This is a genomic window from Elizabethkingia occulta (assembly GCF_002023715.1).
Lineage (GTDB): Bacteria > Bacteroidota > Bacteroidia > Flavobacteriales > Weeksellaceae > Elizabethkingia > Elizabethkingia occulta.
This window is the reverse complement of sequence record NZ_MAHX01000007.1, coordinates 224,060-249,138: the sequence shown is the minus strand read 5'-3', so window position 1 is coordinate 249,138 and position 25,079 is coordinate 224,060. Positions and strand designations below refer to the sequence as shown.

14 protein-coding genes are annotated in these 25,079 nt (G+C 35.5%); 5 read left to right on the top strand and 9 right to left on the bottom strand.

Annotated elements, in window-relative coordinates:
* Window positions 1-56: 56 nt before the first annotated feature.
* The 9 genes from BAZ10_RS05880 to BAZ10_RS05840 all read right to left on the bottom strand — a co-directional run bounded on the left by BAZ10_RS05880 (window position 57) and on the right by BAZ10_RS05840 (window position 16,999).
* Window positions 57-2,489 carry an ABC transporter permease gene (locus tag BAZ10_RS05880; RefSeq protein ID WP_078771274.1) on the bottom strand — a complete coding sequence of 811 codons (2,433 nt, stop codon included), beginning with the start codon at window positions 2,487-2,489 and terminating at the stop codon, window positions 57-59.
* Window positions 2,490-2,577: 88 nt separating this feature from the next.
* The gene (locus BAZ10_RS05875; RefSeq protein ID WP_078771273.1) at window positions 2,578-5,007 is read right to left on the bottom strand and encodes an ABC transporter permease; all 2,430 of its coding nucleotides are present in this window, start codon (window positions 5,005-5,007) and stop codon (window positions 2,578-2,580) included.
* A 95-nt stretch (window positions 5,008-5,102) separates the two neighbouring features.
* Entirely contained in the window at window positions 5,103-7,523 is a 2,421-nt protein-coding gene (locus tag BAZ10_RS05870; RefSeq protein ID WP_078771272.1) for an ABC transporter permease, read from the bottom strand.
* A gap of 122 nt (window positions 7,524-7,645) precedes the next feature.
* Window positions 7,646-10,060 carry an ABC transporter permease gene (locus tag BAZ10_RS05865; RefSeq protein WP_078771271.1) on the bottom strand — a complete coding sequence of 805 codons (2,415 nt, stop codon included), beginning with the start codon at window positions 10,058-10,060 and terminating at the stop codon, window positions 7,646-7,648.
* A 103-nt stretch (window positions 10,061-10,163) separates the two neighbouring features.
* A complete protein-coding gene (locus tag BAZ10_RS05860; protein ID WP_078771270.1) occupies window positions 10,164-12,581 on the bottom strand; it encodes an ABC transporter permease in 2,418 nt (805 codons plus the stop codon).
* Window positions 12,582-12,708: 127 nt separating this feature from the next.
* The gene (locus BAZ10_RS05855; protein ID WP_078771269.1) at window positions 12,709-13,443 is read right to left on the bottom strand and encodes an ABC transporter ATP-binding protein; all 735 of its coding nucleotides are present in this window, start codon (window positions 13,441-13,443) and stop codon (window positions 12,709-12,711) included.
* 65 nt (window positions 13,444-13,508) lie between these two features.
* A complete protein-coding gene (locus tag BAZ10_RS05850) occupies window positions 13,509-14,330 on the bottom strand; it encodes a head GIN domain-containing protein (protein ID WP_078771268.1) in 822 nt (273 codons plus the stop codon).
* Between the two features lie 10 nt (window positions 14,331-14,340).
* Window positions 14,341-15,753 carry a DUF4932 domain-containing protein gene (locus tag BAZ10_RS05845; RefSeq protein ID WP_078771267.1) on the bottom strand — a complete coding sequence of 471 codons (1,413 nt, stop codon included), beginning with the start codon at window positions 15,751-15,753 and terminating at the stop codon, window positions 14,341-14,343.
* Window position 15,754: 1 nt separating this feature from the next.
* A complete protein-coding gene (locus BAZ10_RS05840) occupies window positions 15,755-16,999 on the bottom strand; it encodes an efflux RND transporter periplasmic adaptor subunit (protein ID WP_078771297.1) in 1,245 nt (414 codons plus the stop codon).
* 147 nt (window positions 17,000-17,146) lie between these two features.
* On the opposite strand from BAZ10_RS05840, the gene BAZ10_RS05835 reads away from it, so the two are divergent.
* From BAZ10_RS05835 to BAZ10_RS05815, 5 genes are all read left to right on the top strand, one after another.
* Window positions 17,147-18,493 (top strand): sigma-54-dependent transcriptional regulator, encoded by a 1,347-nt coding sequence (locus tag BAZ10_RS05835; RefSeq protein WP_078771266.1) that lies wholly within the window; start codon window positions 17,147-17,149, stop codon window positions 18,491-18,493.
* A complete protein-coding gene (locus BAZ10_RS05830; RefSeq protein WP_078771265.1) occupies window positions 18,493-19,812 on the top strand; it encodes a sensor histidine kinase in 1,320 nt (439 codons plus the stop codon). The genes BAZ10_RS05835 and BAZ10_RS05830 overlap by 1 nt, the downstream gene beginning before the upstream one ends.
* Before the next feature lie 33 nt (window positions 19,813-19,845).
* Window positions 19,846-20,388: a dihydrofolate reductase family protein gene (locus BAZ10_RS05825; RefSeq protein ID WP_078771264.1), complete on the top strand. Its 543-nt coding sequence runs from the start codon at window positions 19,846-19,848 to the stop codon at window positions 20,386-20,388.
* A gap of 246 nt (window positions 20,389-20,634) precedes the next feature.
* Window positions 20,635-23,610 (top strand): SusC/RagA family TonB-linked outer membrane protein, encoded by a 2,976-nt coding sequence (locus BAZ10_RS05820; protein WP_078771263.1) that lies wholly within the window; start codon window positions 20,635-20,637, stop codon window positions 23,608-23,610.
* Window positions 23,611-23,621: 11 nt separating this feature from the next.
* A complete protein-coding gene (locus BAZ10_RS05815; RefSeq protein ID WP_078771262.1) occupies window positions 23,622-25,067 on the top strand; it encodes a SusD/RagB family nutrient-binding outer membrane lipoprotein in 1,446 nt (481 codons plus the stop codon).
* Window positions 25,068-25,079: the final 12 nt, after the last annotated feature.

Below are 25,079 nucleotides of genomic sequence, written 5' to 3'. Positions count from 1 at the left end.
GGTTAACTTTCTAATTTCGAACCTCTAACTTCGTAATTCGTACTTCATAATCCGTATCATTCGTATTTCAGGTATTTTACCAGTTCTACTTTTGTTGCTCTGTAAGCTTTAATACTTACGACAAGAAAAGTTAGCAGCAAAAGAATAGCTAAACTCACAATATAAGGCCACCATGGCATTTCAATGCGGTAGGCAAAATCTTTCAGCCATTCGTTCATAAAATAATAACTTATCGGTATACTTATTAATACCGCTATTGCTGTGATCCAAAGAAATTTCTTTGTCAGATCTTTTATCAGTACTCCGTCTGATGCTCCCAATGTCTTTTTAATCGCTACATCTTTGAGTTTTTGTTCTATAATCAGACTGGACAATGCAAATAGTCCTAAAAGGGCAACAACCAAAACAACAGAATTTAGAATAGAGAATAATAGGCGTTGCTTTTTATATTTGTCAAAAGTCTTGGCGAAATTTTTATTGACAAAATTACCTTCAAAAGGATAGCCTGGCTCTACCTGAGTTTCCCAATATTTTTTGATACGTTGAATATTTTGAGAGATATTGTCCCCTGAAAGTTTAATCTGCAGATTATTCATTTGGTTTTTAGTCCAGTACCTTTGGTAATTAAAGAACATGACCGGAGAAATTTCATTTTTTACTCCACCATAATGGAAATCCTTCACCACTCCTATAATCAACAAATTATTACTCTTTTCAGATAGTCCGCTTGATATTTCTTTACCAATAGCTTCTGCAGGTTTCCAGCCCATACTTTTTACAAAAGCTTCATTAACTACGAGTCCATTCACTGTATCTGTAGCCAATTTGGGATTAATATCTCTGCCTGCAACCAATCTTAGTTTATAAAAACTGAAATAATTAAAATCTATAGCTCCGATTCCGGCAGATGTGGTTTTTGTAGAGTCCCTTTTATCTTTTGCACCTGCAAAATTCCTAAGACCATTACCAATACTTTGTGATGAACCGGTAATATCCAATACTCCGGGAAAATGCTTTATCTGGTCTCTGTACAATTCATATTTTCTCTGATTATAGTTGCCATCTTTAAAATTTGTCTTTTTAAAGCTGATCTCAAATACCTGATCCCCATTAAAACCTAAATCTTTATCCATCATATAGTTTACCTGTTTATAAATAATCAATGATGAAATAATAAAAAATGATGAAATAATAAGCTGTAATGACAAAATAAGATTTCGTAACCATATACCATGCTTACTGCCTGCAAAATTTCCTTTCAGCGTCTGAATAGGCTTAAATCCTGAAAGATAAAGCGCTGGAATAATTCCGGAAACAAGGGTGAAAATGAGGACAATAAAAACTGCATATAAATAGACCTGAAATCCCTGTATTTTTATCTCTTTCCCCAAATACTTTCCGTAGATTGGTAAAAGCAATTCCAGTACAACCATAGAGATCACAAATGCTGTGGCATACATGATAAGGGTTTCTAACAAAAACTGAACTATTATTTTTCTTTTAGAACTTCCCAAAGCCTTTCTTACACCTACTTCTTTAGCACGTTGTGAAGCTTGCGCTGTATTGAGATTAATGAAATTAATTCCGGAAAGAACTAAAATAAGGCCTGATAATGACATCAGAATAATAATAGATTTTTTATCGCCCTTCATCACTCCCCATCCTTTAGCATCGAGCTTCATATTTCTGATATTAGTCAAATGAGCTTTGATATGATCTCCGTTATCTCCCCATCCATTTTTTCGATTCTCAATTCTTTCATGATCATCATCCCATTTGGAGAGCTTTTCTTCCAGTTTAGCTAAATCCGTATTAGGCTTTACTTTAAAGAAACCATAGTAACTATAGTTGGTCCAGCTCTCTTTGCTGTCGTTAACAAAAGCATCACGGACTACAAACCCGCCCCGGAATATTGTATTTTCGGATTCTTCGGGGTTCTTATAAATTGCATGTACAACATATTTGCTGCCTTCATTATCCAGCACCACTGTTTTCCCGATACTATGAAGGTAATCTTTACCAAATAAAGCCTTGGCAGTATCTTCGGAAAGAGCTATAGATGTATTGTCTAAAAGAATATTTTCATAGCTCCCAGCTAGTTTGGGAAACTGTAGTACTTTAAAGAAATTTTCGGTTGCAAAAATGGGAGTAGTATAAACAGAATGTCCTTCTGTGGTTAGTTTGTTTTTAACATCCATCCACATATTGACTACTGTATATGTCTCTATTTCCGGAAATGTCTTAGGAGAAGTATACAAAAGTGGATAATTGACCTGAGAAACATAGCTATCCTTACCGTTTTGTAATTCTATTAAATATACATTTTCCCCATTCGGAACCCATTTCTCATAAGATTTCTCATCCTGCCAATTTAGAAATACTAACAAAAATATCACCAACCCGACAGATAAACCTAAAAGATTAATAAGGCTTGTCAGCCAATTTTTTTTATAATTTGTAAATGCTATTTTTATCCAGTTGCGTAACATAATTAGCTAATTGTTAATGATTAATTGTCAATGGTAAATTTTAGTAATTCAAACTTCTAACTTCGTAATTCTAATTTCGTACTTAGCATTATTCGTATTTCAAATATTTTATCAGTTCTACTTTGGTTGCCCTGTAGGCTTTGATACTTACCACAAGAATTGTCAGCAATAAAAGGATTGCCAAGCTTAAAATATATGGCCACCACGGCATTTCTATACGATAAGCAAAACCTTTCAACCATTCATTCATAAAGTAGTAACTAACCGGAATACTAATTAAAACAGCTATCAGTGTTATCCAAAGGAATTTCTTAGTCAGATCCTTTATCAGTATACTGTCTGATGCACCTAATGTTTTCTTAATGGCAACATCCTTCAGCTTTTGTTCTATCATTAAGCTGGATAGTGCAAACAGTCCTAAAAGAGCTACTAACAGAACGATAGCATTCAGAATCGAAAACAAAGTGCGCTGTTTTTCATACTTCTCAAAGGTTCTGGCAAACTGTTTATTGACAAATTCTCCTCGGAACGGATATCCCGGTTCTACTTCTGTTTCCCAATATTTTTTGATTCTGGTCAGATTTTCATTGATATTTTCACCGGATAATTTGATTTGTAAACTGATTAGATTATTTCTGGTCCAGTACCTATCGTAATTAAAAAACATTATCGGGTCAATTTTATACTGTACATCAGCAAAATTCATATCCTTTACAACCCCGATTATGACCATGTTTCGGGCTTTACTATCCGTATTACTTGTCATTTCTTTACCAATGGCTTCCTGATTATTCCATCCTATTTTTTGGACAAAGGCTTCATTTACTACAATTGCCTTTGTTGTATCTGTAGTTAATTTTGGATTAAAATCTCTTCCCGAAAGGAATTTAATTTTATAAAACTTTGTAAAGTTCAGATCTATAGCACCTACACCAACATCCACGGACTTTGTAGAATCTCTTTTATACTTAATGCCTGTTGTACTGTTAACACCGTTTCCTAAAGTCTGAGAAGACCCTGTAACATCTATGACACCAGGAAAGTGTTTTATCTTCTCACTATACAACTGGTACTTCTTCATATTATAATTATTTTCCCAAGATATTTTATTAAAATTAAGCTGGTAAACCTGTTCACCATGAAAGCCTAAATCTTTCTGCATCATATGATCAACCTGCTTATAGACAACGAAAGAGGATATAATAAAAAATGAAGAAATAATAATTTGCAAGGTCAAAATAGAATTACGTAACCATATACCATGTTTACTTCTGGAAAAGTTCCCTTTAAGTGTTTGAATTGGCTTGAAACCGGAAAGATATATTGCAGGAACAATTCCGGAAATAAATGCAAATACAGAGACAATTAATACTGTATACAGATAAACAACAGGATCACCTATCTTTATTATCTTGTTGAGAAATTTACCGTAAAGAGGTAATAAAAGCTCCAGAAGAATCAGTGATATAAAGAATGCAGTGATATAAATTATAAAGGTCTCCAGTAAGAATTGTATAACCAATTGTCCTTTGGAACTCCCAAATGATTTTCGAATGCCTACTTCTTTTGCTCTTTGTGATGCCTGAGCTGTATTGAGATTGATAAAATTAATAGCAGAAAGTATCATAATAAGCCCTGATAAGGACAGCAAAATCAAGATTGATTTTTTGTCTGTACCTTCAAGCCCACCACTTTTAGCATCCAGCCTCATTTTTTTTATGTTTACCAGGCGTATTTCTATTGGACTTTTCATTTCTGGCCAGCCTGACTGTTTAAGCTCAATATTTTGCTGTCTTGTCTGTATTGCAGATAGTTTTTTCTCCAGTTCCGAAATATTTGTACCTGGCTTTACACGGAAAAAACCAAAGAAGCTGTTATTACTCCATACATTTTTATTAGAATCTATATTAGAATTTCTTACGACGAAGCCGGGTCTGAAAATAGTATTCTCTTCTTCTGCAGGAAGTTTGTAAATAGCCTGTACAACAGCTTTTTTACCGCTTTCATCTTTTGTAACGGTCTTTCCAATACTCTCTTTGTAGCTATCCCCGAAAAGCTGTTTTGCAACATCTTCGGATAATGCTATTGAATTTTCATCCACAAAAAGATTATTATAGCTACCCGCTACGAGAGGAAAAGGAAGAACCTTGAAGAAACCTTCTGATACTTCAGCAGAGCTATTATAACTGGAATGACCGTCCGTTAAAAGTCGGGATTTATTGTTTGCCCAATAATTAATCACTGAAAAATTCTGAATCTCCGGGAATGTTTTTGATGGCACTTCCAGAAAAGGATAGCTGCATACAGCATTAAAATCTTTGTGATCAAAAACTCTTTCGACATAATACACATTATCTCCTTCAGGCACCCATTTTTCATAGGATTTTTCGTCCTGCCAATTCAGGAATACCAACAGGAATACAGTTAGCCCCACAGACAGCCCCAAAAGGTTGATAAGGGTAGTAAGCCAGTTCTTTTTATAATTGCTAAATGCTATTTTAATCCAGTTTTTAAACATAATTACCTAATGGTTAATGATTAATTATAAGTCGTTAATTTTCTAACCTCTAAATTCTAAATTCGTAATTCTAACTTCTAACTTCGTACTTACTATCATTCGTATTTCAGATACTTCACCAAATCTACTTTGGTCGCACGGTATGCTTTAATACTCACAACAAAGAAGGTTAGCAACAGTAGGATTACAAAACTCAGAACATACGGCCACCAGGGCATCTCAATCCGATAAGCAAAGTCTTTCAGCCATTCATTCATAAAGTAATAACTAATTGGTATACTAATTAGTACTGCTAATGCTGTCAGCCATAAGTATCTCTTCGTAAGATCTCTTATCAATATGCTATCCGAAGCTCCCATTGTTTTTTTGATAGCCACTTCTTTTAATTTCTGATCAATCATCAGGCTGGATAAGGCAAAGAGTCCTGATAATGCGACAACCAAAACCACAGAATTTAAAATAGAAAAAAGAATTTTTTGTTTTTCATATTTAGTAAATGTTCTTGCAAAAGATTTGTCTACAAATGTATACTCGAATGGATATCCGGGTTCTGCTTTTGTATTCCAGAATTCTTCAATACGTTTTATAGTCCCGTTAATGTCATTACCTGAAAGTTTGATTTGCAAACCTGTCAGGCTATTTTTAATATAGGTTCTGTCGTAGTTATAGAATAATATTGGATCTATAGGCTTGTCTACACCTGTTACATAGAAGTCTTTAACAACACCGAGAATTTTATATTTTTTCTTGCCATCCCAGCCTGGATATACTTCTTTTCCTAAGGCCTGTTGATTGTTCCATCCCATCATTTTCACAAATGTTTCGTTGGCTACCGCTCCGGAAATCGTATCTGAAGTTTTATGAATATCAATATTTCTTCCGCTTGCAAATTTTATTTTGTAAAACTGAAAATAATTATAATCTATCCCACCATTTCCTACATTATTAATATTCTTGGTAGTGTCCAGAACATTTTTCACAGATGATGAATTTCTTACACCATTACCTAATGAAAGAACAGATCCTGTAATCTCCTGAACTCCGGATATTTTAGATATTTCCGCCTTTAGTCTCAGGTATTTTTTATAATTATAATCGTCTCTGTAATTGGTTTTTTTAAAATCTATCTGAACAACCTGATCTCCCTTGAATCCCAGATCCTTATTTAACATATACTGAACCTGGCTATGAATTATAAAAGAACAGACAATAAAGAATGAAGAAATAATCAACTGCAGTGTAAGGATAGAGTTTCTTAGCCATACACCATGCTTACTTCTGGAGAAATTTCCCTTTAGTGTATTAATAGGTTGGAAGTTCGATAAATAAAGAGCTGGTATAATACCGGATAAAAATATAAACAGAAGCAATAAAAGCGCTGAATAGACTATAACATTGGTATTATCCATACTTATTTCTTTTCCTAAAAATTTATTGTAAGAGGGAAGTAAAAATTCTATTACAACAAAAGACAATAAATAGGCTACAATACAGACTATTGCATTCTCGAATAAAAACTGAAGAATAACTCCGAATCTGGAATCTCCTATGGCTTTTCTTACTCCTACTTCTTTTGCTCGTTGAGAAGCCTGAGCTGTTTTCAGATTAATCAGATTAATTCCGGATAGTGTAAGAATAAGAGCTGACAGGCTTAATAAGATTAGAATAGATTTTTTATCTCCTTTTTCAATTCCTTCACTCTTTGCATCCAATTTCATGGTATTTAAAGGAACAAGAGAAACGAGTGTTTTATCTTTTTCATCATACTTTTCACGCCATTTCTCAGAATTCTTTTTCTCCTCTACAGCCATCTGATCTGTAAGCTTTTTTTCCAGATTTTTGATATCAGTTTCAGGTTTTACTTTAAAAAAACCTATATAGCTATAATTACTCCAACCATTAGCATTATCAAGTCCCGGCGTCTTAATAATATAATCGGATTTAAATACACTATTATTATCCGTATACTTATATACAGCCGTTACAACATACGATTTATTATCACTATCTTTTTTTATTACCTTACCTATACAGTTTTTATATTCTGTACCGAAAAGCATCTTCGCTGTTTTTTCGGAAAGAGCTATTTTATTTTCATCGCTAATAGCATTTTTAAAGCTTCCTGCTATTGCTTCATGAGGAAAGAATTCGAAATAGGAATCTATAGCGCTAGCCTCCTCAGCATAAGCAGATTTGTCTTTATAAATTAGTTTATATTTCCCTTTCCAAATACCGGCTATAGTATAATCTTCTATCTCACTGAACTTTTCTTTGGAAACATATAACTCTGGATAGCTTGATACTGCCATATATCCAAAAATGGCATTATTATTTTCTACCAAATAGATATTCTCCTTACCCGGCACCCAGCTTTCATAACTTTTCTCGTCCTGCCAGTTTAGAAATATCAAAATGAAAACAGTAAACCCAACAGTTAATCCTAAAAGATTAATTAGTGTTGAAACCCAGTTTCTTTTGTAGTTCGTAAATGCTATTTTTAGCCAGTTCTGTATCAATGGTTAATTATTAATGGTTAATTTTCTAACTTCGTATTTCGTAATGGTCAATTATGAATGATTAATTTTCCAACCTCTAATTTCTAAATTCGTAATTCTAACTTCTAACCTCGTACTTACTATCATTCGTATTTAAGATACTTCACCAAATCTACTTTGGTCGCACGGTATGCTTTAATACTCACAACAAAGAAGGTTAGCAACAGTAGGATTACCAGACTCATAACATATGGCCACCACGGCATCTCAATCCGGTAGGCAAAGTCTTTCAGCCATTCATTCATAAAGTAATAACTCAATGGAATACTTAAGAATACTGCCAGTGTAGCAATCAAAAGAAATCTTTTTGTCAGATCTTTTATCAGTATACTATCCGATGCTCCCAATGTTTTTTTGATGGCTACATCTTTCAGCTTCTGATCAATCATTAAAGAAGATAAAGCAAACAATCCTAACAGTGCTACAACAAGCACCATAGCATTGAGAATACTGAATAGTAATCTCTGTTTTTTGTAACTATCATATGTTTTAGCAAATTGTTTATTAAGAAACTGATACTGAAACGGATACCCCGGTTCTATTTCTTTCTGCCAGTAATCCTGGATGTTACTTATGGTTTCCGGTATATTATCACCGGAAAGCTTTACCATAATATTATTGATATTACTTTTATTCCAGTTACGTCCATAGTTGAAATAAATAACAGACGCTACCTTATTGGCAACACTTTCCTGATTGTAATCCTGTGCTACACCTACAATTTTATATCTTATACTATCAAATCCCGGACGTACTTCTTTTCCTATAGCCTCTTTGGGAGTCCAGCCCATTTCTTTGATAAAAGCCTGATTCACAATTGTAGAGGATAATGTGTCTGAAGATAATTTTGGATCGAAGTCCCGGCCTTCTACAATTTTTATTTCAAAAAATTTAAAAAAGTTAAGGTCTACAGATCCATGGTTAGCCATAATACTTTTGTTCATATAGTTAACATTTGAATTTCCGGCACTCCCCATTCCCATACGTTGCTTGGTGTAAGTAACACCTTCTACACCTTTTATTTTTGGAAGCTGCTGTCTGAGCAATTCATATTTTTGATAGGGTTTGTCAACTTGTTTCAGAAAATCAATATTAATGACCTGATCACCATTGAACCCCAGATTTTTATTCAGCATATGATTAACCTGAGCATTGATAATTAATATTGATATAATAAAGAATGACGAAATCACAAGCTGTATTGTCAGGATACCGTTTCTAAGCCATATACCATGTTTACTTCTGGAAAAATTACCTTTAAGCGTATTAATCGGTTTGAAATTCGCCAGATAAACAGCCGGAATAAGTCCTGAAACTATACTAGTAATAAGCAACATTACAAGTGAATAGATAAAGACATTAGCATTAGATAACTTGATCTCTTTACCCAGAAATTTATTATAAGCCGGCAATAGTATTTCTGCAAAAGCTGTTGCCAACAAATAAGCAGTCATGCATATAAGTAATGTCTCCAATAAAAACTGACCTGTTAACTGCCAGGTTGTTCCACCCATTACACGACGTACACCTACTTCTTTCGCACGCTGCGAGGCTTGTGCTGTCTTTAGATTAATAAAATTAATAGCAGATAATAATACAATGATAACTGAAAGTCCCAACAGTATATAAATATTCTTTTTATCTGCTTTTTCCAAACCTCCACCCTTGGCCTCGAGTTTCATTCTGTCCAGCCTTGTGATAAAGAGCTCTGCTTTACCACCAATTGCAGCTTCATATTCCTGAACTGTTTTATTCATGATCTTCATATCCTTGGCAACCTTGTAGTCGTAAAGCATTTTATTAAGATCTGTATTTACCTTTGTGATATCCGCATTGGGCTTTATCATAAAAAAGCCTGCATAATTATAATCTCCCCAATTTTCTTCATTTCCGTTCAGAAACCCATCTCTTACAAGTAGTCCTGGCTTAATGACCGAATTTCCTTTTGGGAGTTCATATACGGCAGCAATAACATATTTATTCTGGTCGGATACGATTGTTTTACCTACAGCATCCTGATAATTATTACCAAATAGCTGTTGAGCTGTTTCTGCAGAAATAGCAGCAACATGAGTATTTTTAAAAATATCTTTATAGGAACCGGCAAGCTTTTTAAAAGGAAAAAATCTGAAAAAACTGTCTGATGTTGTATATTTTACAGGATTGGAAACCTTAGAACCGAAACTAACACGCTCATTATTTTGAAAAGGATTTATTAGAAGATAGTCCTGAATACCGCTTACTTTTTCCTTTCCATAACGCATTTCTGCCTGAGTAGAAGAACTCCAGATACCAAAATTTTTCCCCATCCCGTTTTCCAGAAAATAGATATTTTCTTTACCGGGATTCCATACTTCATATGATTCTTCATCCTGCCAGTGCATCAGGATGAGCATAAAGCCAGTAAGCCCAATCGTTAACCCAAACAGATTGATTACTGTAGAAAGCCAGTTCTTTTTGTATTGTGTAAATGCTATTTTCAGCCAGTTCTTTAACATAATTACCTAATGGTTAATAGATTAATTGTAAATGGTTAACTCTCTAACCTCTAATTTCTAAATTTGTAATTCTAACTTCTAACTTCGTATTTCGTACTTAGCATTATTCGTATTTCAGGTATTTTACCAGCTCTACTTTGGTAGCGCGGTATGCTTTTATACTCACCACCAGAAATGTCAGTAACAACAGAATTACCAAGCTCAGAATATATGGCCACCAAGGCATCTCTATACGATAAGCAAAGTCTTTCAGCCATTCATTCATGAAGTAGTAGCTGATCGGAATACTAACTAAAACAGCTATTAGAGTTATCCAAAGGAATTTCTTAGTCAGATCTTTTATCAGTGTGCTATCTGATGCTCCCAATGCTTTTTTAATAGCGACATCCTTCAGTTTTTGTTCAATCATTAAAGATGATAAAGCGAAAAGCCCCAGTAGCGCTATTATTAAAACCATTGTATTTAAGATATTAAAAAGAGTCTGCTGTTTCTGGTATTTCACAAAGGTTTTAGCAAATTTTTTATTGATGAAATCACCGTTAAAAGGATAACCGGGCTCTATATTTTTCTCCCAATAGGATTTTACTCTTTGCTGAGTGGATAACATATTATTTGGATCGAATCCTAAAATAACTCTGTTAAGGTCATAACGCTTCCAATCGGTTTCTCTGTAATGAAAAAATATCATAGGCTCTATTTCAGCTCTTGGATTAAACACATTAAAGTCTTTAACTATTCCTACAATATTATATTTTATAGTATCGAATCCCGGTGCAACCTGATGATTAAAAACTTCATTATTTTTCCATCCAAATTTTCGTACAAAAGCTTCATTGACAATAGCTGAATTAATAGTATCCGATGATAACTTTGGAGAAAGAAATCTACCTGCAAGCAATTTTACTTTCATAGCTTCTAAAAATCCAAAATCCAAAGAACCATGCTGCGCCTCAACCGATTCATTATGCCAGTCTACGTTGGAAGTATTACGGCCATTATATCCTGGTAAAGCTTCACCAAAAGTCACACTTTTGACCCCTTCTATTTTTTTCAGTTCGGATTTTAGAAGCTCATATTTCATCCATGGCTTTTTAGAATCCTGATTAAAATTGATTGTATATAACTGATTCCCATCGAAGCCCAGATCTTTATTCATCATGTAGGTAACCTGATTATTGATAATAAAGCTGCCGATAATAAAGAATGAAGAAATAACCAATTGAAGTCCTAAAATTGAATTTCTGAGCCAAATACCATTTTTGCTGCGTGCAAAATTTCCTTTCAGTGTATCTATGGCTTTGAAGTTAGACAGATATAAAGCCGGAATGCTCCCTGATACTAACGAAATCGCAATAACAATAACCATTGAGTATAAATAAAAGTCATTTTGAAAATGAATTTCTTTATTTAAAAACTTACCAAAAAATGGCAATGCAGCTTCTGTAAGGGCTAATGAAAATAAATAAGCAGCAAACGTGATTATAAAGGTTTCGAGTAAAAATTGCCCAATCAGCTGTGATTTGCTACTTCCCAGGGCTTTTCTTACGCCTATTTCTTTAGCCCGTTGTGAAGCCTGAGCGGTTTTCAGATTAATGAAATTAATGGCTGACATCAGCAGTAACAATACAGATAAACTAAATAAAATAAGAATAAGCTTATAGTCCCCACCACCAAACCAGGAAGCTTTGGCATGCAATTTCATTTTATCCAATCGGGTAAATTCTACATTATTAGGCCCATAGAGTTCCAAATACTTTTCAGCACTCATACCTTTATCACCAAACATTTTCGCTCGATATTCAAAAATATCTTTTACTACCTTCTGACGTACAGCTTCAGTGGATGCATTGTCTTTGAACAGGAAGAAACATCCATAACTATTATTTCCCCACCCGTCTCCCGGATCCTTTACAGCATTTGCATACTGTTTTGAAAGAAATATAAATTCAGGATTAATTTCTGTATTTCCTTTTGGCAACTCATAAACTGCTGTTACTACAAGTTGATTATTCTCATAAGTTAAAGTTTTTCCGATGGCATTTGTAGTTCCAAAAAGTTTTTGGCTAACGGTATTTGATATTGCTATAGAATTCGTTTCAAGTAAAGCATTTTTCCCATTTCCAGATAAAATTTTGAAAGGAAATAGTTTAAAAAAAGATGGTGATACAGACATCCCTCCTTCAATGTACACAGATTTATTATCTGAAGTTGCTATTCCAGCATATCCGGAACCATTTATCAATACATAATCTTCAATTTCTGGTATGATGTCTTTGGCGCGCTTAGCGACCAGGTATGAAGTATTATTACCATAAACATTATCCTTTTTATAATAACCCTGAAAAAAATAAATATTCTCTTTTTTAGGATTCCAGTTTTCAAAAGATTCTTCATCTTCCCAATGCATCAGAATAAGCATAAAGCTGGTAAGTCCTATGGCCAAACCAAAAAAATTAATGACTGTGGAAAGCCAGTTCTTTTTATAATGGGTAAAAGCTATTTTCAGCCAGTTACGGAGCATGGTCTTATGATTTATTAGTTGATAGGTAATTTGGTGAATGGTTCAATGAATGAATCTGATGAATAGTAAATAGTGAATTATCTAACTTCTACCCTCTAATTTCTAACTTCAATTTTCGTACTTAATACTATTCTCCGGTTACAGCATAATCTCCTGGCTGTGCTTTATCGAAAACATCTGTTCTTTTTGTCGTATGCTCTTCATTAAAGATTTCGCCGTCTTTCATATTGACAATACGGGAAGAGAAGCTTGCATCGTAAGACGAGTGAGTCACCATTACAATAGTTGATCCCTCGCGGTGAAGCTCAGCTAAAAGATTCATTACCTCGTTTCCGTTGGTACTATCCAGATTTCCTGTTGGCTCATCTGCAAGGATCAGTTTGGGTCTGGTAACCAGAGCTCTTGCTACAGCTACTCTTTGCTGCTGCCCTCCGGAAAGTTGCTGCGGATAATGTTTTGCACGGTGTCTGATGTTTATTTTCTCCATAATCTCTTCTACTCTCTTCTTTCTTTCAGAAGAAGAAACTCCATTATAGATCAATGGCAATTCAATATTTTCATAAACCGTTAGTTCATCAATCAAATTAAAGTTCTGAAAGATGAATCCTATATTTTGCTTTCTAACATCTGATTTTTTTCTTTCAGATAAACTTGTTGTTTCCAAATCATTGAACCTGTAAGATCCTGAAGTAGAAAAATCCAGTAAACCCAGAATATTAAGTAAAGTAGATTTGCCACACCCTGAAGGTCCCATAATAGCCAGAAATTCTCCTTTTTTAATATTGAGATCTACCTGATTAAGTGCCGTAGTCTGTACGTCTTCTGTTCGGTATACTTTGGATAATTTTTCTATTGTTATCATAATAAGATTAATATTTAAGATTATTAGTTATGTGTTTTCAATTTAAGATCTGAGATTGGTATTGATTATAATGTTTCCACTTTTCCTCCGGAGCTTTTACTTGCATTGAGTCTTATACCGGATGGACTTTTATAGTAAATTTTTGCTCCCGAAGATGCAGTGGCTGTAAGCTCATCTATTACTCCTATTTTTATTTTACCCGCGGATGAAGCTTGTGCCTTTACAGTACCACCTCTAAGATCCGATCCGTTAAAGTCTGCAGAGCTTGAAGCATCAATTTTTACCTCATTTGCTTTACCATTGATATTGACCGTAGAAGCACTCGAAATATCTGCATTCACAGACTGGACATCTGCACTTCCTGTAAAAGTAGCAGCACTACTAAGTCCCAGATTCAGGCGGCCTGCTTTAATATTCTCGTATTGTATTTTTCCGGCACTGGAAACGTCCACATTAAGTGTAGAAGTACTGAACTGATCTTTTACTACAATTTTACCAGCGCTGCTCGCTTTAAGATCACTAAGATTTTTCGCATAGACAATAACTGTTGTATTGGCATTTCTAAGTCCATTATGTCCTCTTGGAATCTCATAAAAAACAGCTAGTACGCCCCCTCTGTTTTCTACACGTACATATTCCATATAATTACTGGTAACCACCGCTTTTTCAATATCCGACTTTACGATTTCAACTTTTATAGCTTGTGATGTTTTTACACCACTGAAGTTCTGTACATTAAAAGTTTTTGTTTCTGATACACCACTTTCGATACTCTGTCCTATGAGTGAAGAGTTTCTACTGGTATAGCCATCATCACTCGCTTTTACAATAACACAGGATGTCACGATACTGCCTGCGATCACTAAAGGTAAAAGAATCTTTTTCATATTATTATTTTTATTTAGTTTTAAATTTTATGGTGTAGTCCTGCAATGGATATCCTTCTACAGATTCAAAATTCCCCCCCACCAGAATAAACTCATATTCTTTATTGGGTTTTAAATCTACCGGAATTTTTAGTCCTTTGTTATTATTAATATAAACTGATCTTGCACTAATGGGCACAGCATCCCGTCCTAATTCTCCCCAATGTATAGATAATCCTCTGCCTGAAAGTGGTTGGTTAAATTCTACAACAAACTCTTTTATTGAGGTATCTACATCACTTTTTCCATTAATATCGGGACTTAATGATTTTACTTTAGGTCTTTTTGCCGTAAAATCACTCAGAACCTTGTCCATATCTTTTGCTGTATTCTGAAAAAAAGAAACAATACGCGGATAGAAAGCTTCCAAATCAGGATATTGTTTTCTGCTAGCCTGATATTCCTCTAAAAGCTTTACTAAATCTGGTGTCCATATAAAACTTCTGGAAATCTGCTCTTTCATTTCATTGTCAATTTCAATCTGAGAAAAATTATTCTCCTTCATATAAACCAGAACAGCTGCCCTTACAATAGATTCATTAATGATAGTTTCCCATGAACTGTAAGCCTGATCTGCCATTGGCTTTTTAAATTCTTTTAGAATTTTCTCTCCTGCATCCTGCAACTGATTTTTATAATCTTTAGTCTCTAAAATATAGTTTACAAAGGAATGATTGAATTCATGAATTAAAGTAGGTGCGTAATTACTGGAAAAGCTTACAGTTCTTCCAGTAAACTTACCCCCGCTTACAATAGCATATACGATATCTTTTCCCTTTTCAGGTGATACCCTGGGTCCATAATTTCCGCCACCGTTTCCATAGCCTAATACTATTTTGTAATCCTCGTTGGGCTCTTTACCATAAAATTTCACATACCAGTCCTGCTGAAACCTCGTTAAAACTGAATCCGAATATGCTTTAGCTGCCTGTTTATAATCGGCCTGATGAGATTGGAAAAACTGATGATATTTACTGTTTTTGTAAAAACTGTTCAATCCTTTCAAAAATACGGGAAGATCTACCGTTTTCCATCTTTTCTCTACAGTATTACTTCTTTCCTTTACCAGACTAATTTTTTGATCTTTTATCTTCAGATGCACTGCCATAGACATTACAGCATCGTAGCCTATACCGTTTTCGTTTCTTATATTTTTTAGAGTTGACAAAAACGGATCTATTTTCACCGGAGCAAAATATTTTTCCATATCCTGAACATATAGCTCATTATTTCTGTCAGAATATTCTTTGGCTTCTATAAGTCGGAATAAAGTACTCATAAGCTCTACTCTTTCATCTACATAAGGCTCTATTTTCTGTTGACCAAAAACCTGAGTTCCGGCAAAAGCAGCTATTAAAAAATATTTGTTTATTTGAGTTTTCATGTTAGTTTTTAATATCTAGTATTTCATATTTTTTGTAATCCGAGTAATCTGATACAATGACCTGCTCTCCTTCTTTTAGTCCTGATAAAACTTCATAATACAATGGATTCTCTCTTCCCAGACTGATGTTCTTGCGTACAGCTTTTCCCTTTTCTGCAACAAAAATCCATTTTCCGTTGGTATCTTTAAAGAAGTTTCCTTTAGGAATCATCAAACTCTGTGTATCCGCAGAAAGCTTCAGCTTCACTCCGAAAGTCATTCCTATTTTCAGATCATCCGGTTTGTTATTCTCCGCAAAATTAAGTTCCGCGGAGAACTGCCCCTGTACGACTTCCGGCAATACTTTGGATACAATAACATTATATTCCTTACCGTTGCTTTCCAATGTTCCTTTGATCCCTGCATGCAGTTTATTGATATAGTATTCATCGATTTTAGCAACCAGCTTATAGCCCCCCATCAAATCTACCTTTCCAATACTTTGTCCGGTAGTAAGGCTTTGCCCCAATGAAATACTAAAGGAAGACAAGCGCCCTGTAGCCGGAGACATGATGAGAAAATTATTTTTATTATTTCTCAGTACATCCAGGCTTTTTTCCATTTGTGCAATAGAATTATTAACTGCAGCAATCTGCGAAGCGCGGGAATGTTTTTCATTCACAATACTCTGTTCTACGATTTGTTTTCTTTTTTGTTGATAAGCCAGATTCTGACGTGCCATTTCATAATCCGTTTTCTTACCTATTTCCGCATCATATAATCTTTTTTGCAGATTGTAATTCTGCTGTGCTGTATTATAATCATTCTGTGCCTGAAGTATCTCTTTATCCTGTGTGAATTCCTGATTTTTAAGTTCTAATAAGGTATTTCTCATCTGGCTGATCTGCTGCATAATTCCTGTTTCCTGGCTCATAAAATTGAATTCAGTATTCGGATTATACACCCTCGCCAAAGGTTCTCCTTTTGTTACCATTTTCCCATCCTCTGCAAAGATTTCTTTTACAGCTCCGCCTTCCATTACATTTACCAAGGAAGAGTTTAATGACTGCGTTTGCGCTGTAATCATCATCATATCTTCAAACTTCCCTTTGGTCACTTTTTCTACCTGTAAATCTTCTGCTTTTACATTAAAAGTTTTTTTCTGACGAAAAAAATATCCCAGAAATAATCCCAGAATCACCACTCCGGCAAGTGCTAAAAGAATAATTTTGAGTTTAGATCTTTTTTTCTCTATTTTCGTATCCATTACAGCTATTTGATTTTCAATAATATACACGACAAATATGCCACAAAAAGAATCTGTCGGTAAAAGTCTGAAAATTAAACAGTAAAGATTTTAAGTCAAAATAAAAGTGTCCGAAATCGAACACTAAGTGTACAAAACTGAACACCCATGCGAAAGAAAACAGCCAAAATATTAATTGTTGACGATGATGAAGACATTCTTTTCTCTGCAAAAGTGTGGCTGAAAAAATTTTTTACCGATGTAAAAACAATTAATAATCCAAAGAAAATTCTCCCCGCACTTACGGAAGAAGTCTTCGATGTTATACTTCTGGATATGAATTTCCGGAAAGGCTTCGAAAACGGACAGGACGGATTATACTGGATGAACGAGGTTAAGGAAGTCTCTCCTGATATTCCTATTATATTAATGACAGCTTATGGAGAAGTAGAGCTAGCGGTAGAAGCATTAAAATTAGGAGCTTCGGACTTTATCCTGAAACCCTGGAATAATGAAAAACTCTATGCTTCGGTTAATCTTGCTGTAGATGTTTCGCGCAAAAACAAAAAGCTTCATCAGTGGGAAAGCATTCAGCAAAGTGACCAGAATTATATTCTGGAAAGTAATTCGGGTGCGGTACAGCATATTCTTCATACTATAGACAAAATTGCACCTACCGATGCCAATGTTTTGTTATTGGGAGAGAATGGTACCGGAAAATATGTTCTGGCTGAACAAGTCCACAGAAAATCTCCACGCAGCAAAGAACCTTTTGTACATATCGACCTGGGAAGCCTTCCCGAAGGTCTTTTTGAAGCAGAACTCTTTGGCTATAAAAAAGGTGCTTTTACAGATGCAATTGCAGACACTGCAGGAAAAATAGAAAATGCACAGGGCGGCACTGTTTTTCTGGATGAAATCGGAAATTTACCGCTTCATCTCCAGGCTAAGCTCCTTACCCTTATTCAGAATAAAAAATTATCCCGTATTGGGGAAACCAGGGAGCGACAAATGGATGTCCGTTTTATTTTTGCAACCAATGAAAATCTTCAGCAGAAAGTAAGCGAATTTTTGTTCAGAAAGGACCTTTATTTCAGAATCAATACCGTAGAAATTACCATCCCGCCTTTACGGGAACGTTTGGAAGACATGCCTTTGTTTGCACAATACTTCTTAGCGAAATACCAGTACAAATACCACAAAACCTTATCGCTTTCCGAAGGAGATATAAAAGAATTATGCAGCTATAACTGGCCGGGTAATATCCGAGAGCTGGAACATGCTATGGAAAGAAGTGTAATCCTTTCCGATCACGGAATATTACAGCTTTCCCTGCCCAAACCTATGGAAAATTCATCACAGGGATTACCGGATGTACTGAATATTGAAGAAATGGAAGAAATCCTGATTAAAAAAGCCTTGAAAAAACATCAGGGCAATATATCTTCTGCGGCAGAAGATTTGGGACTTTCGCGTGCAGCACTATACCGCAGAATGGAAAAATTCGGTATCTGATGAAAACAAAATTCTATATTATTCAGATAGCGATTTTATTGCTGGGTCTTGTCTTTGGCATATTGGCTTTTGATTGTTATGAGTCGGAAAAATGGATTACAGCATTGCTTTTTCTTTTTCTTTCGGCTTTCATGATTATCTTGAATATCCGCAATGCCCAACAATCCGGAAGAGAAACGGAACAGATTCTGCAGGCAATTCACCATAAAGATTTTTCTTTATTCCCGGACAAAAAACAACATGATCCGTTAAAGCAAAAAGCTGTTGACCTTTACTATCAGGAAAAAGAGAAAAACACCGATGTATTGTCGTTCAAGGTTCTGTACGAAAATATCCTGAATCAGCTTGATATAGGTATCATGATATTAAAAGAGGATGCTAATGACTGGGAAGTATTCTACTCTAATCCAAAGTTTATTGAAATTCTGAAAGTTCCGAAATACAACAGATGGAGTTTATATGAGGAAAAGAGTCCGGAGTTTTTCAGTCTTATAAAAGATACTGGTTACAGAGAAAGTCAGGATTTTATGGAAGTTTCCATCAACCAGTCAGGTTTTCAGACATACTCTATACGGACAACCCGACTGGAAACGCCACGCGAAGATTTTTGTATTATCTCTCTGGAATCGGTACAAAAGATTATAGAACGGAAAGAAAAGATGGCATGGAATAACCTGATGAAAGTTATTTCCCATGAATTACTCAATACCCTGACTCCTATCAACAGCCTGATACGGAATATGGAGTACATCACCGATCAGGAAGAAATTTCCGGAGACGATCAGGAAGAAATAAAAGAGAGTCTCAAGATTGTGAATAACAAGTCCGAGCAACTACTCAACTTTATAAACAACTACCGACAGGTTGCAGAGCTTCCTAAACCTAAACTTCAGAAAATATCCATCAGACCTGTTATAGAAAAAGTGCTGAGACTGATGGAAAGCGAGTTTCAGAATAAAAACATCACACTTACCACCAGCATCAAAGACTATATGATAATGGCCGATGAAAAAATGCTGGAACGAAGTCTTATCAACCTACTTACAAATGCCCTGCATGCTGTAGAAGATCTGGAAAACAAAAAAATAAGAATATCCACCGACCAACAGAATACCAGAACTGTTATTCAGGTGGAAGACAATGGTATTGGTATCAGTGAGCAGATATCGGATAAAATATTTTTGCCCTTCTTCACCACGAGAAATAGTGGCTCCGGTATTGGACTTACCCTAACCAAAAGCATTATGGAAGCTCATAATGGTTACATTAATTTCCGTAAACAACAACAGGGCAGTGTTTTCGAGCTGTGGTTTACTTAGTTATATCATAAAAAATAAACTTTAAAAATTCACATGAAAAAGGTAGTTTTAAACTTAGCGGTCAGTTTGGATGGTTTTATTGAGGGATCCAATGGAGAAACTGATTGGTGTATTATGGATGATGACATGGGCTTCGAAAATTTTCTCCAAAGTATTGACACTATATTTTATGGCAGAGTAAGCTATGACGCCTGGGGCACTTATCAGCCTGAATCTGATGCTGATATTTCAGAAAAAGAGATATGGAATGAAATACATTCAAAACAAAAATTTGTATTCTCTCATCAGGACAGATCAAATGAGAATGCAAAATTTATTACCTCTGACATCATTGCTAAAGTTAATGAAATAAAAAAACAGCAAGGTAAAGATATATGGTTATATGGAGGAGCCAATCTTATAAAAACATTTATCCATCTGGGGCTTATTGATCTTTATAAAATATCTCTGCATCCTGTTGTATTGGGAAACGGAAAGCCATTATTTGAAAATTTAAAAAACAGGATTGGATTAAAACTACTGGGCTTCCGCATGTTCAAATCAGGGGTTATAGAACTTACTTATCAGCCTGAATAAACTTTGAGTACAGCATAATTACAACTAAATAATTCACACAAAAGTCATTTATTAACATAAACTTAATTTCTTTCATTCTGTTTTCTTAAGCAGAATGTTTTTTTATACATTAATATAGTTTTTTAATTATAAATATTTAGTTTTTACAATTTTAACTATTATTAACTTTAATTCGGTAAAAGTTAAAATTAGCTTAAAAATCTCGTAACATTGGTCTCTTACTTTTGCCGCTAAAAAATAGAGACCATGAATAAGAATGTCAAAAGCCTTTTGGCTCTGGTTCTTACGGGATGTATTACACAAACCGCTTTTTCCCAAAAGACCAAAGACACATTAAAAACCAAAGTTATTGACGAAGTTGTAGTAACAGCATTAGGTATCAAAAGAATGAATAAATCTTTAGGATATGCTGCTGAAAACAAGGATTCAAAAATATTTGAAGACACCCAAAACAATAACTGGGCAAATGCTTTGGAAGGAAAAGTAGCTGGTTTAAAAATCCAGACCGCGGGAGCAGGACCATTAGGAAGCGCCAGAATCACATTACGTGGTGAAAAGTCTTTTGACATGGATAGCAATAGCGCTCTCATTGTTATCGACGGAGTCCCTATGAGTAATAACACAACCGGAACCGGTGCATCCGCTTATGGAGCAGGTGCTGGTGGTGATCTTCCTATTGATTACGGAAATGGCATCAACAGTATTAATCCTGATGACATTGCTTCTGTTACGATATTGAAAGGAGCTTCGGCAGCTGCTTTATATGGTTCCAGAGCAGCAAACGGAGCTATTATGATTACAACCAAATCAGGTGCAGGAAGTAGAAAACTAAGAGTTTCTTTTTCATCTGACACCAGTTTCGACACTGTTCTGAAATGGCCGGATTATCAATATGAATACGGACAAGGAACGCTGAATAAAGATAAAAGCGGAAAATTCTATTATTCATACGGGGCATCTGAAGATGGCGTAAATACGGGAAGTACCAGTAGTGCATTTGGTCCTAAATTCGATGGGCAGTCTTATTTTCAATATGATCCTAATATTATCGGCCCAAGTCTGGAGCGCCAGCTTTGGAAGCCTTATAAAAACAATATCAAAGGTTTTTGGCAAGCCGGTGAGACTTATTCCAATACACTTTCGTTGGAAAATTCAAATGACAAAACCAGTTTCAGAAGCTCATTAGGCTATGTAAAAAATAATTGGATGATGCCTAATACCGGTTTTGATCGCTTTAATTTTTCAACATCTTTAACACACCAACTGAATGAAAAATTAAAAATTACCACTAAGGTTATGTACTCTAAAATGATGAGTGATAATCTTCCTGCAACCGGATACAATAATCAGTCTATTTCTTATTTTATGATTTTCCAGAATCCTAATGTGGATCTGGCGTGGTACCGCCCAATATGGAGACCGGGAAAAGAAGGTATAGACCAGATACACCCGTTCAGCTCTTACATAGACAATCCTTACATGATTGCTTATGAAATGCTGAACAGCGCTAATAATAATCAGCTGAACGCCAATATAACTTTAAATTATAAGATCAATCGCAGTTTCGATGTTATGTTCCGCTCCGGACTGGAGTGGCAAAATGACATCCGTACCCAGCGCAGACCTTTTAGCACAGCTAATTATCCACAAGGTTATTACAGAGAGGAACATATCACCAATCAGGAATACAATAATGATATTCTCTTTAGCTACAAAAACAATCAGACAGGTAGTAAAATAGGCATCAGTGCATCATTAGGAGGAAGCATCAGATACAATGAATACCGCTATGAAATGACGCGTGCAACAGGGTTGAGAAAACCCAATATATATACTCTTTCTAACGGACTTTCTTTGTTCAGTGCTATTCCTTCACCTAAAGACAGACAGGAAAACAGTATTTATGGTTTGGTTTCCCTAAACTATGGAAAATATGTTTACTTGGATCTTACTGCCAGAAATGACTGGACAAGTACGTTAAGAAAAGGAAATAACTCGTTCTTCTACCCTTCAGCGAGTACCAGCTTTATTCTTTCCGATATATTCGGTATAAAAAACACTTTTGATTTCTGGAAATTAAGACTATCTGTAGCAGGCGTTGGAAATGGTACCAAACCTTACAGACTGGACAGATACTATAGTATAGGTGAAATATCAGGTTCAGTAGTAGCTCCCAATACGCTGAACAATATCAATCTTCTTCCTGAAAAGAATACCAATTACGAAGGAGGTATGGATTTCTCCATGTTTAAAAACAGATTAGGTCTTAATTTCACATTCTATAAAAATATTACCAAAAATCAGATTGTTGAAATTCCGGCTCTTACCGAGAGTGGATTCAGATCGCGCTTTATCAATTCAGGAAGCGTAGAAAACAAAGGTTTGGAAATCACACTTAATGCTACCCCAATAAAAAGGCCAAACTTTACATGGAACATTAATGCCAACTGGTCTGCTAACAGAAATAAGGTACTAAGTCTCCCTGCTGAATTTGAAGGTAATCCATATACAGTTGCTTCTGTGGGGGACGTTCTATTCTATCAGGTTCGTATTGGAGGATCCCTTGGAGATATGTATGGTTACAAACTAAAACGTGCTCCGGACGGTCAGGTTATTTATGATCCGGCTACCGGATTACCTGCCAGACCTTCGGATATTGAATATGTAGGAAACGCATTCCCGGAATGGAGAGCCGGACTTCAGAACGAATTTAAAATTAAAAACTTCCGCATAAGCTTCTCGTTTGATGGTCAGTACAAAGGAATGGCTTATTCTCAATCTCATCACAAGATGAGTGAACAAGGAAAACTAGGACATACTCTATGGGGAAGAGAAAACCCGGACGGAATGGTCATTGGCGAAGGCGTTATACAAAATACTGATGGAAGCTACTCTCCGAACACTAAAAAAGTTCTTTTAACCAACTATTATGGAGATTATTACCGCCGTGCCAATGTGGAAACCAATTCATTTGATACTTCTTTCATCAAGCTTAGAGATGCAAGAGTATCTTATACCTTCCCTGATGCCAGCATTGGAAAGCTAAAACTGAAAGAACTTACAATTGCCCTATATGGTAAAAATCTATGGATGTGGACTAAATTCCCGTTATTCGATCCGGAAGCAGCCACACTAAACAACAGCACCATTACTCCCGGAGCTGAAGTCGGACAATTACCTTCTGCCAGGACAATTGGTATGCAGCTTAATCTTAAATTCTAATTCTTTACTTCATGAAATCTTATTTTAAATTTATAATACCCTTAAGTCTTTCTCTGATGGCCGTTTCATGCAGCCGTAATTTCGAACAAATCAATACCGATGAAAGCAGAATAAAAGATCCGACTTCCGGAAGCTTATTAAATCCGGTGCTATACAATATGGCATCATATGGCTATAACAGAGCCAATGACTTTACATTTGACCTGATGCAGGTTTCCATTGATTTTCCGAATGAGGGAAACATTACAAGCCGGTACTATATGACTGATAAAACAGGACAAGGCATGTGGAACACTTCTTATCTGTGGTTGAAACAGGTACGGGATATGATGGATATTGCCAAACAGGAAGGTGATAATAACAATCTGGCAATCGGAACAATTCTCAATGCTTGGATCTACGCTAATCTTACAGACAGCTTTGGTGATATTCCTATGACCCAGGCTTCCCAATTGGATACAGGTGTAAAACAGCCTGCATTCGACAGACAAAAAGATATTTATATCAATCTGCTCGATCAGCTTAATCAGGCCAATAGTTTACTGGACGTAAAAAAGAAACTTGCCGAATCAGATATTCTGTACAAAGGTGAAGCTTCTGTAGATGGTATTGTAAAATGGAAAAAATTTGCCAATAGCCTTTCTCTTCGATTGCTAACCAGAATTTCTGCTAAAAACGGAGAAATCAACGTTCATGAGAGGATCAGAAAAATCGTAAATGATCCAGTTAACTATCCTGTTTTCTCATCCAATGCAGACAACGCCGCTCTTGACATTTCCGGTATAGCACCATTCCTTCCCCCTATTGCACGTCCTCAGGATTTTACAACAGCAAGAGCTGCAGGTGAATTCTTTGTCAATACTTTGTTGGACAATAATGACCCGAGAATCCCTGTTTTCCTGACAAAAGCAAAAGATCTGAAAAATAAGGACATTGGATACAAAGGTGCTCCTGCAGGTTATCCTTTGGGCACTTATTTCGATTACCAGCCTTCCCAGCTTAGCCAGAATTTAGCCAAAGCACCGATGAGATTATTTATGATGACTTATTCCGAGTTACAGTTTATTATGGCTGAACTTTCTTATAAAGGCATTGTCACCGGAAATACAAAATCTTATTACGAAGCAGGTGTAAAAGCCAATCTGGAACAATGGGGAAGCGAAGTACCTGCTAATTATTTCAGCAATCCTAAAGTTGCCTTTAATAATAGCTTCGAACAGATTATGCTGCAAAAATATGTTGCCCTGTTTTTTATAGATCATCAACAATGGTTTGAACAACGCAGAACCGGACTGCCTAAACTTCCGAATAACGGCGGTCTGCAAAATGAAGGCAAACTACCTCAACGATATATGTACACCACCCAATCCCGGGTACTAAACTCCGAGAATTATCAGAAAGCGGTACAACAAATGGGCGGAGACGATATTAACATCAAAGTGTGGTGGAATAAGTAAAACTTTAAATTA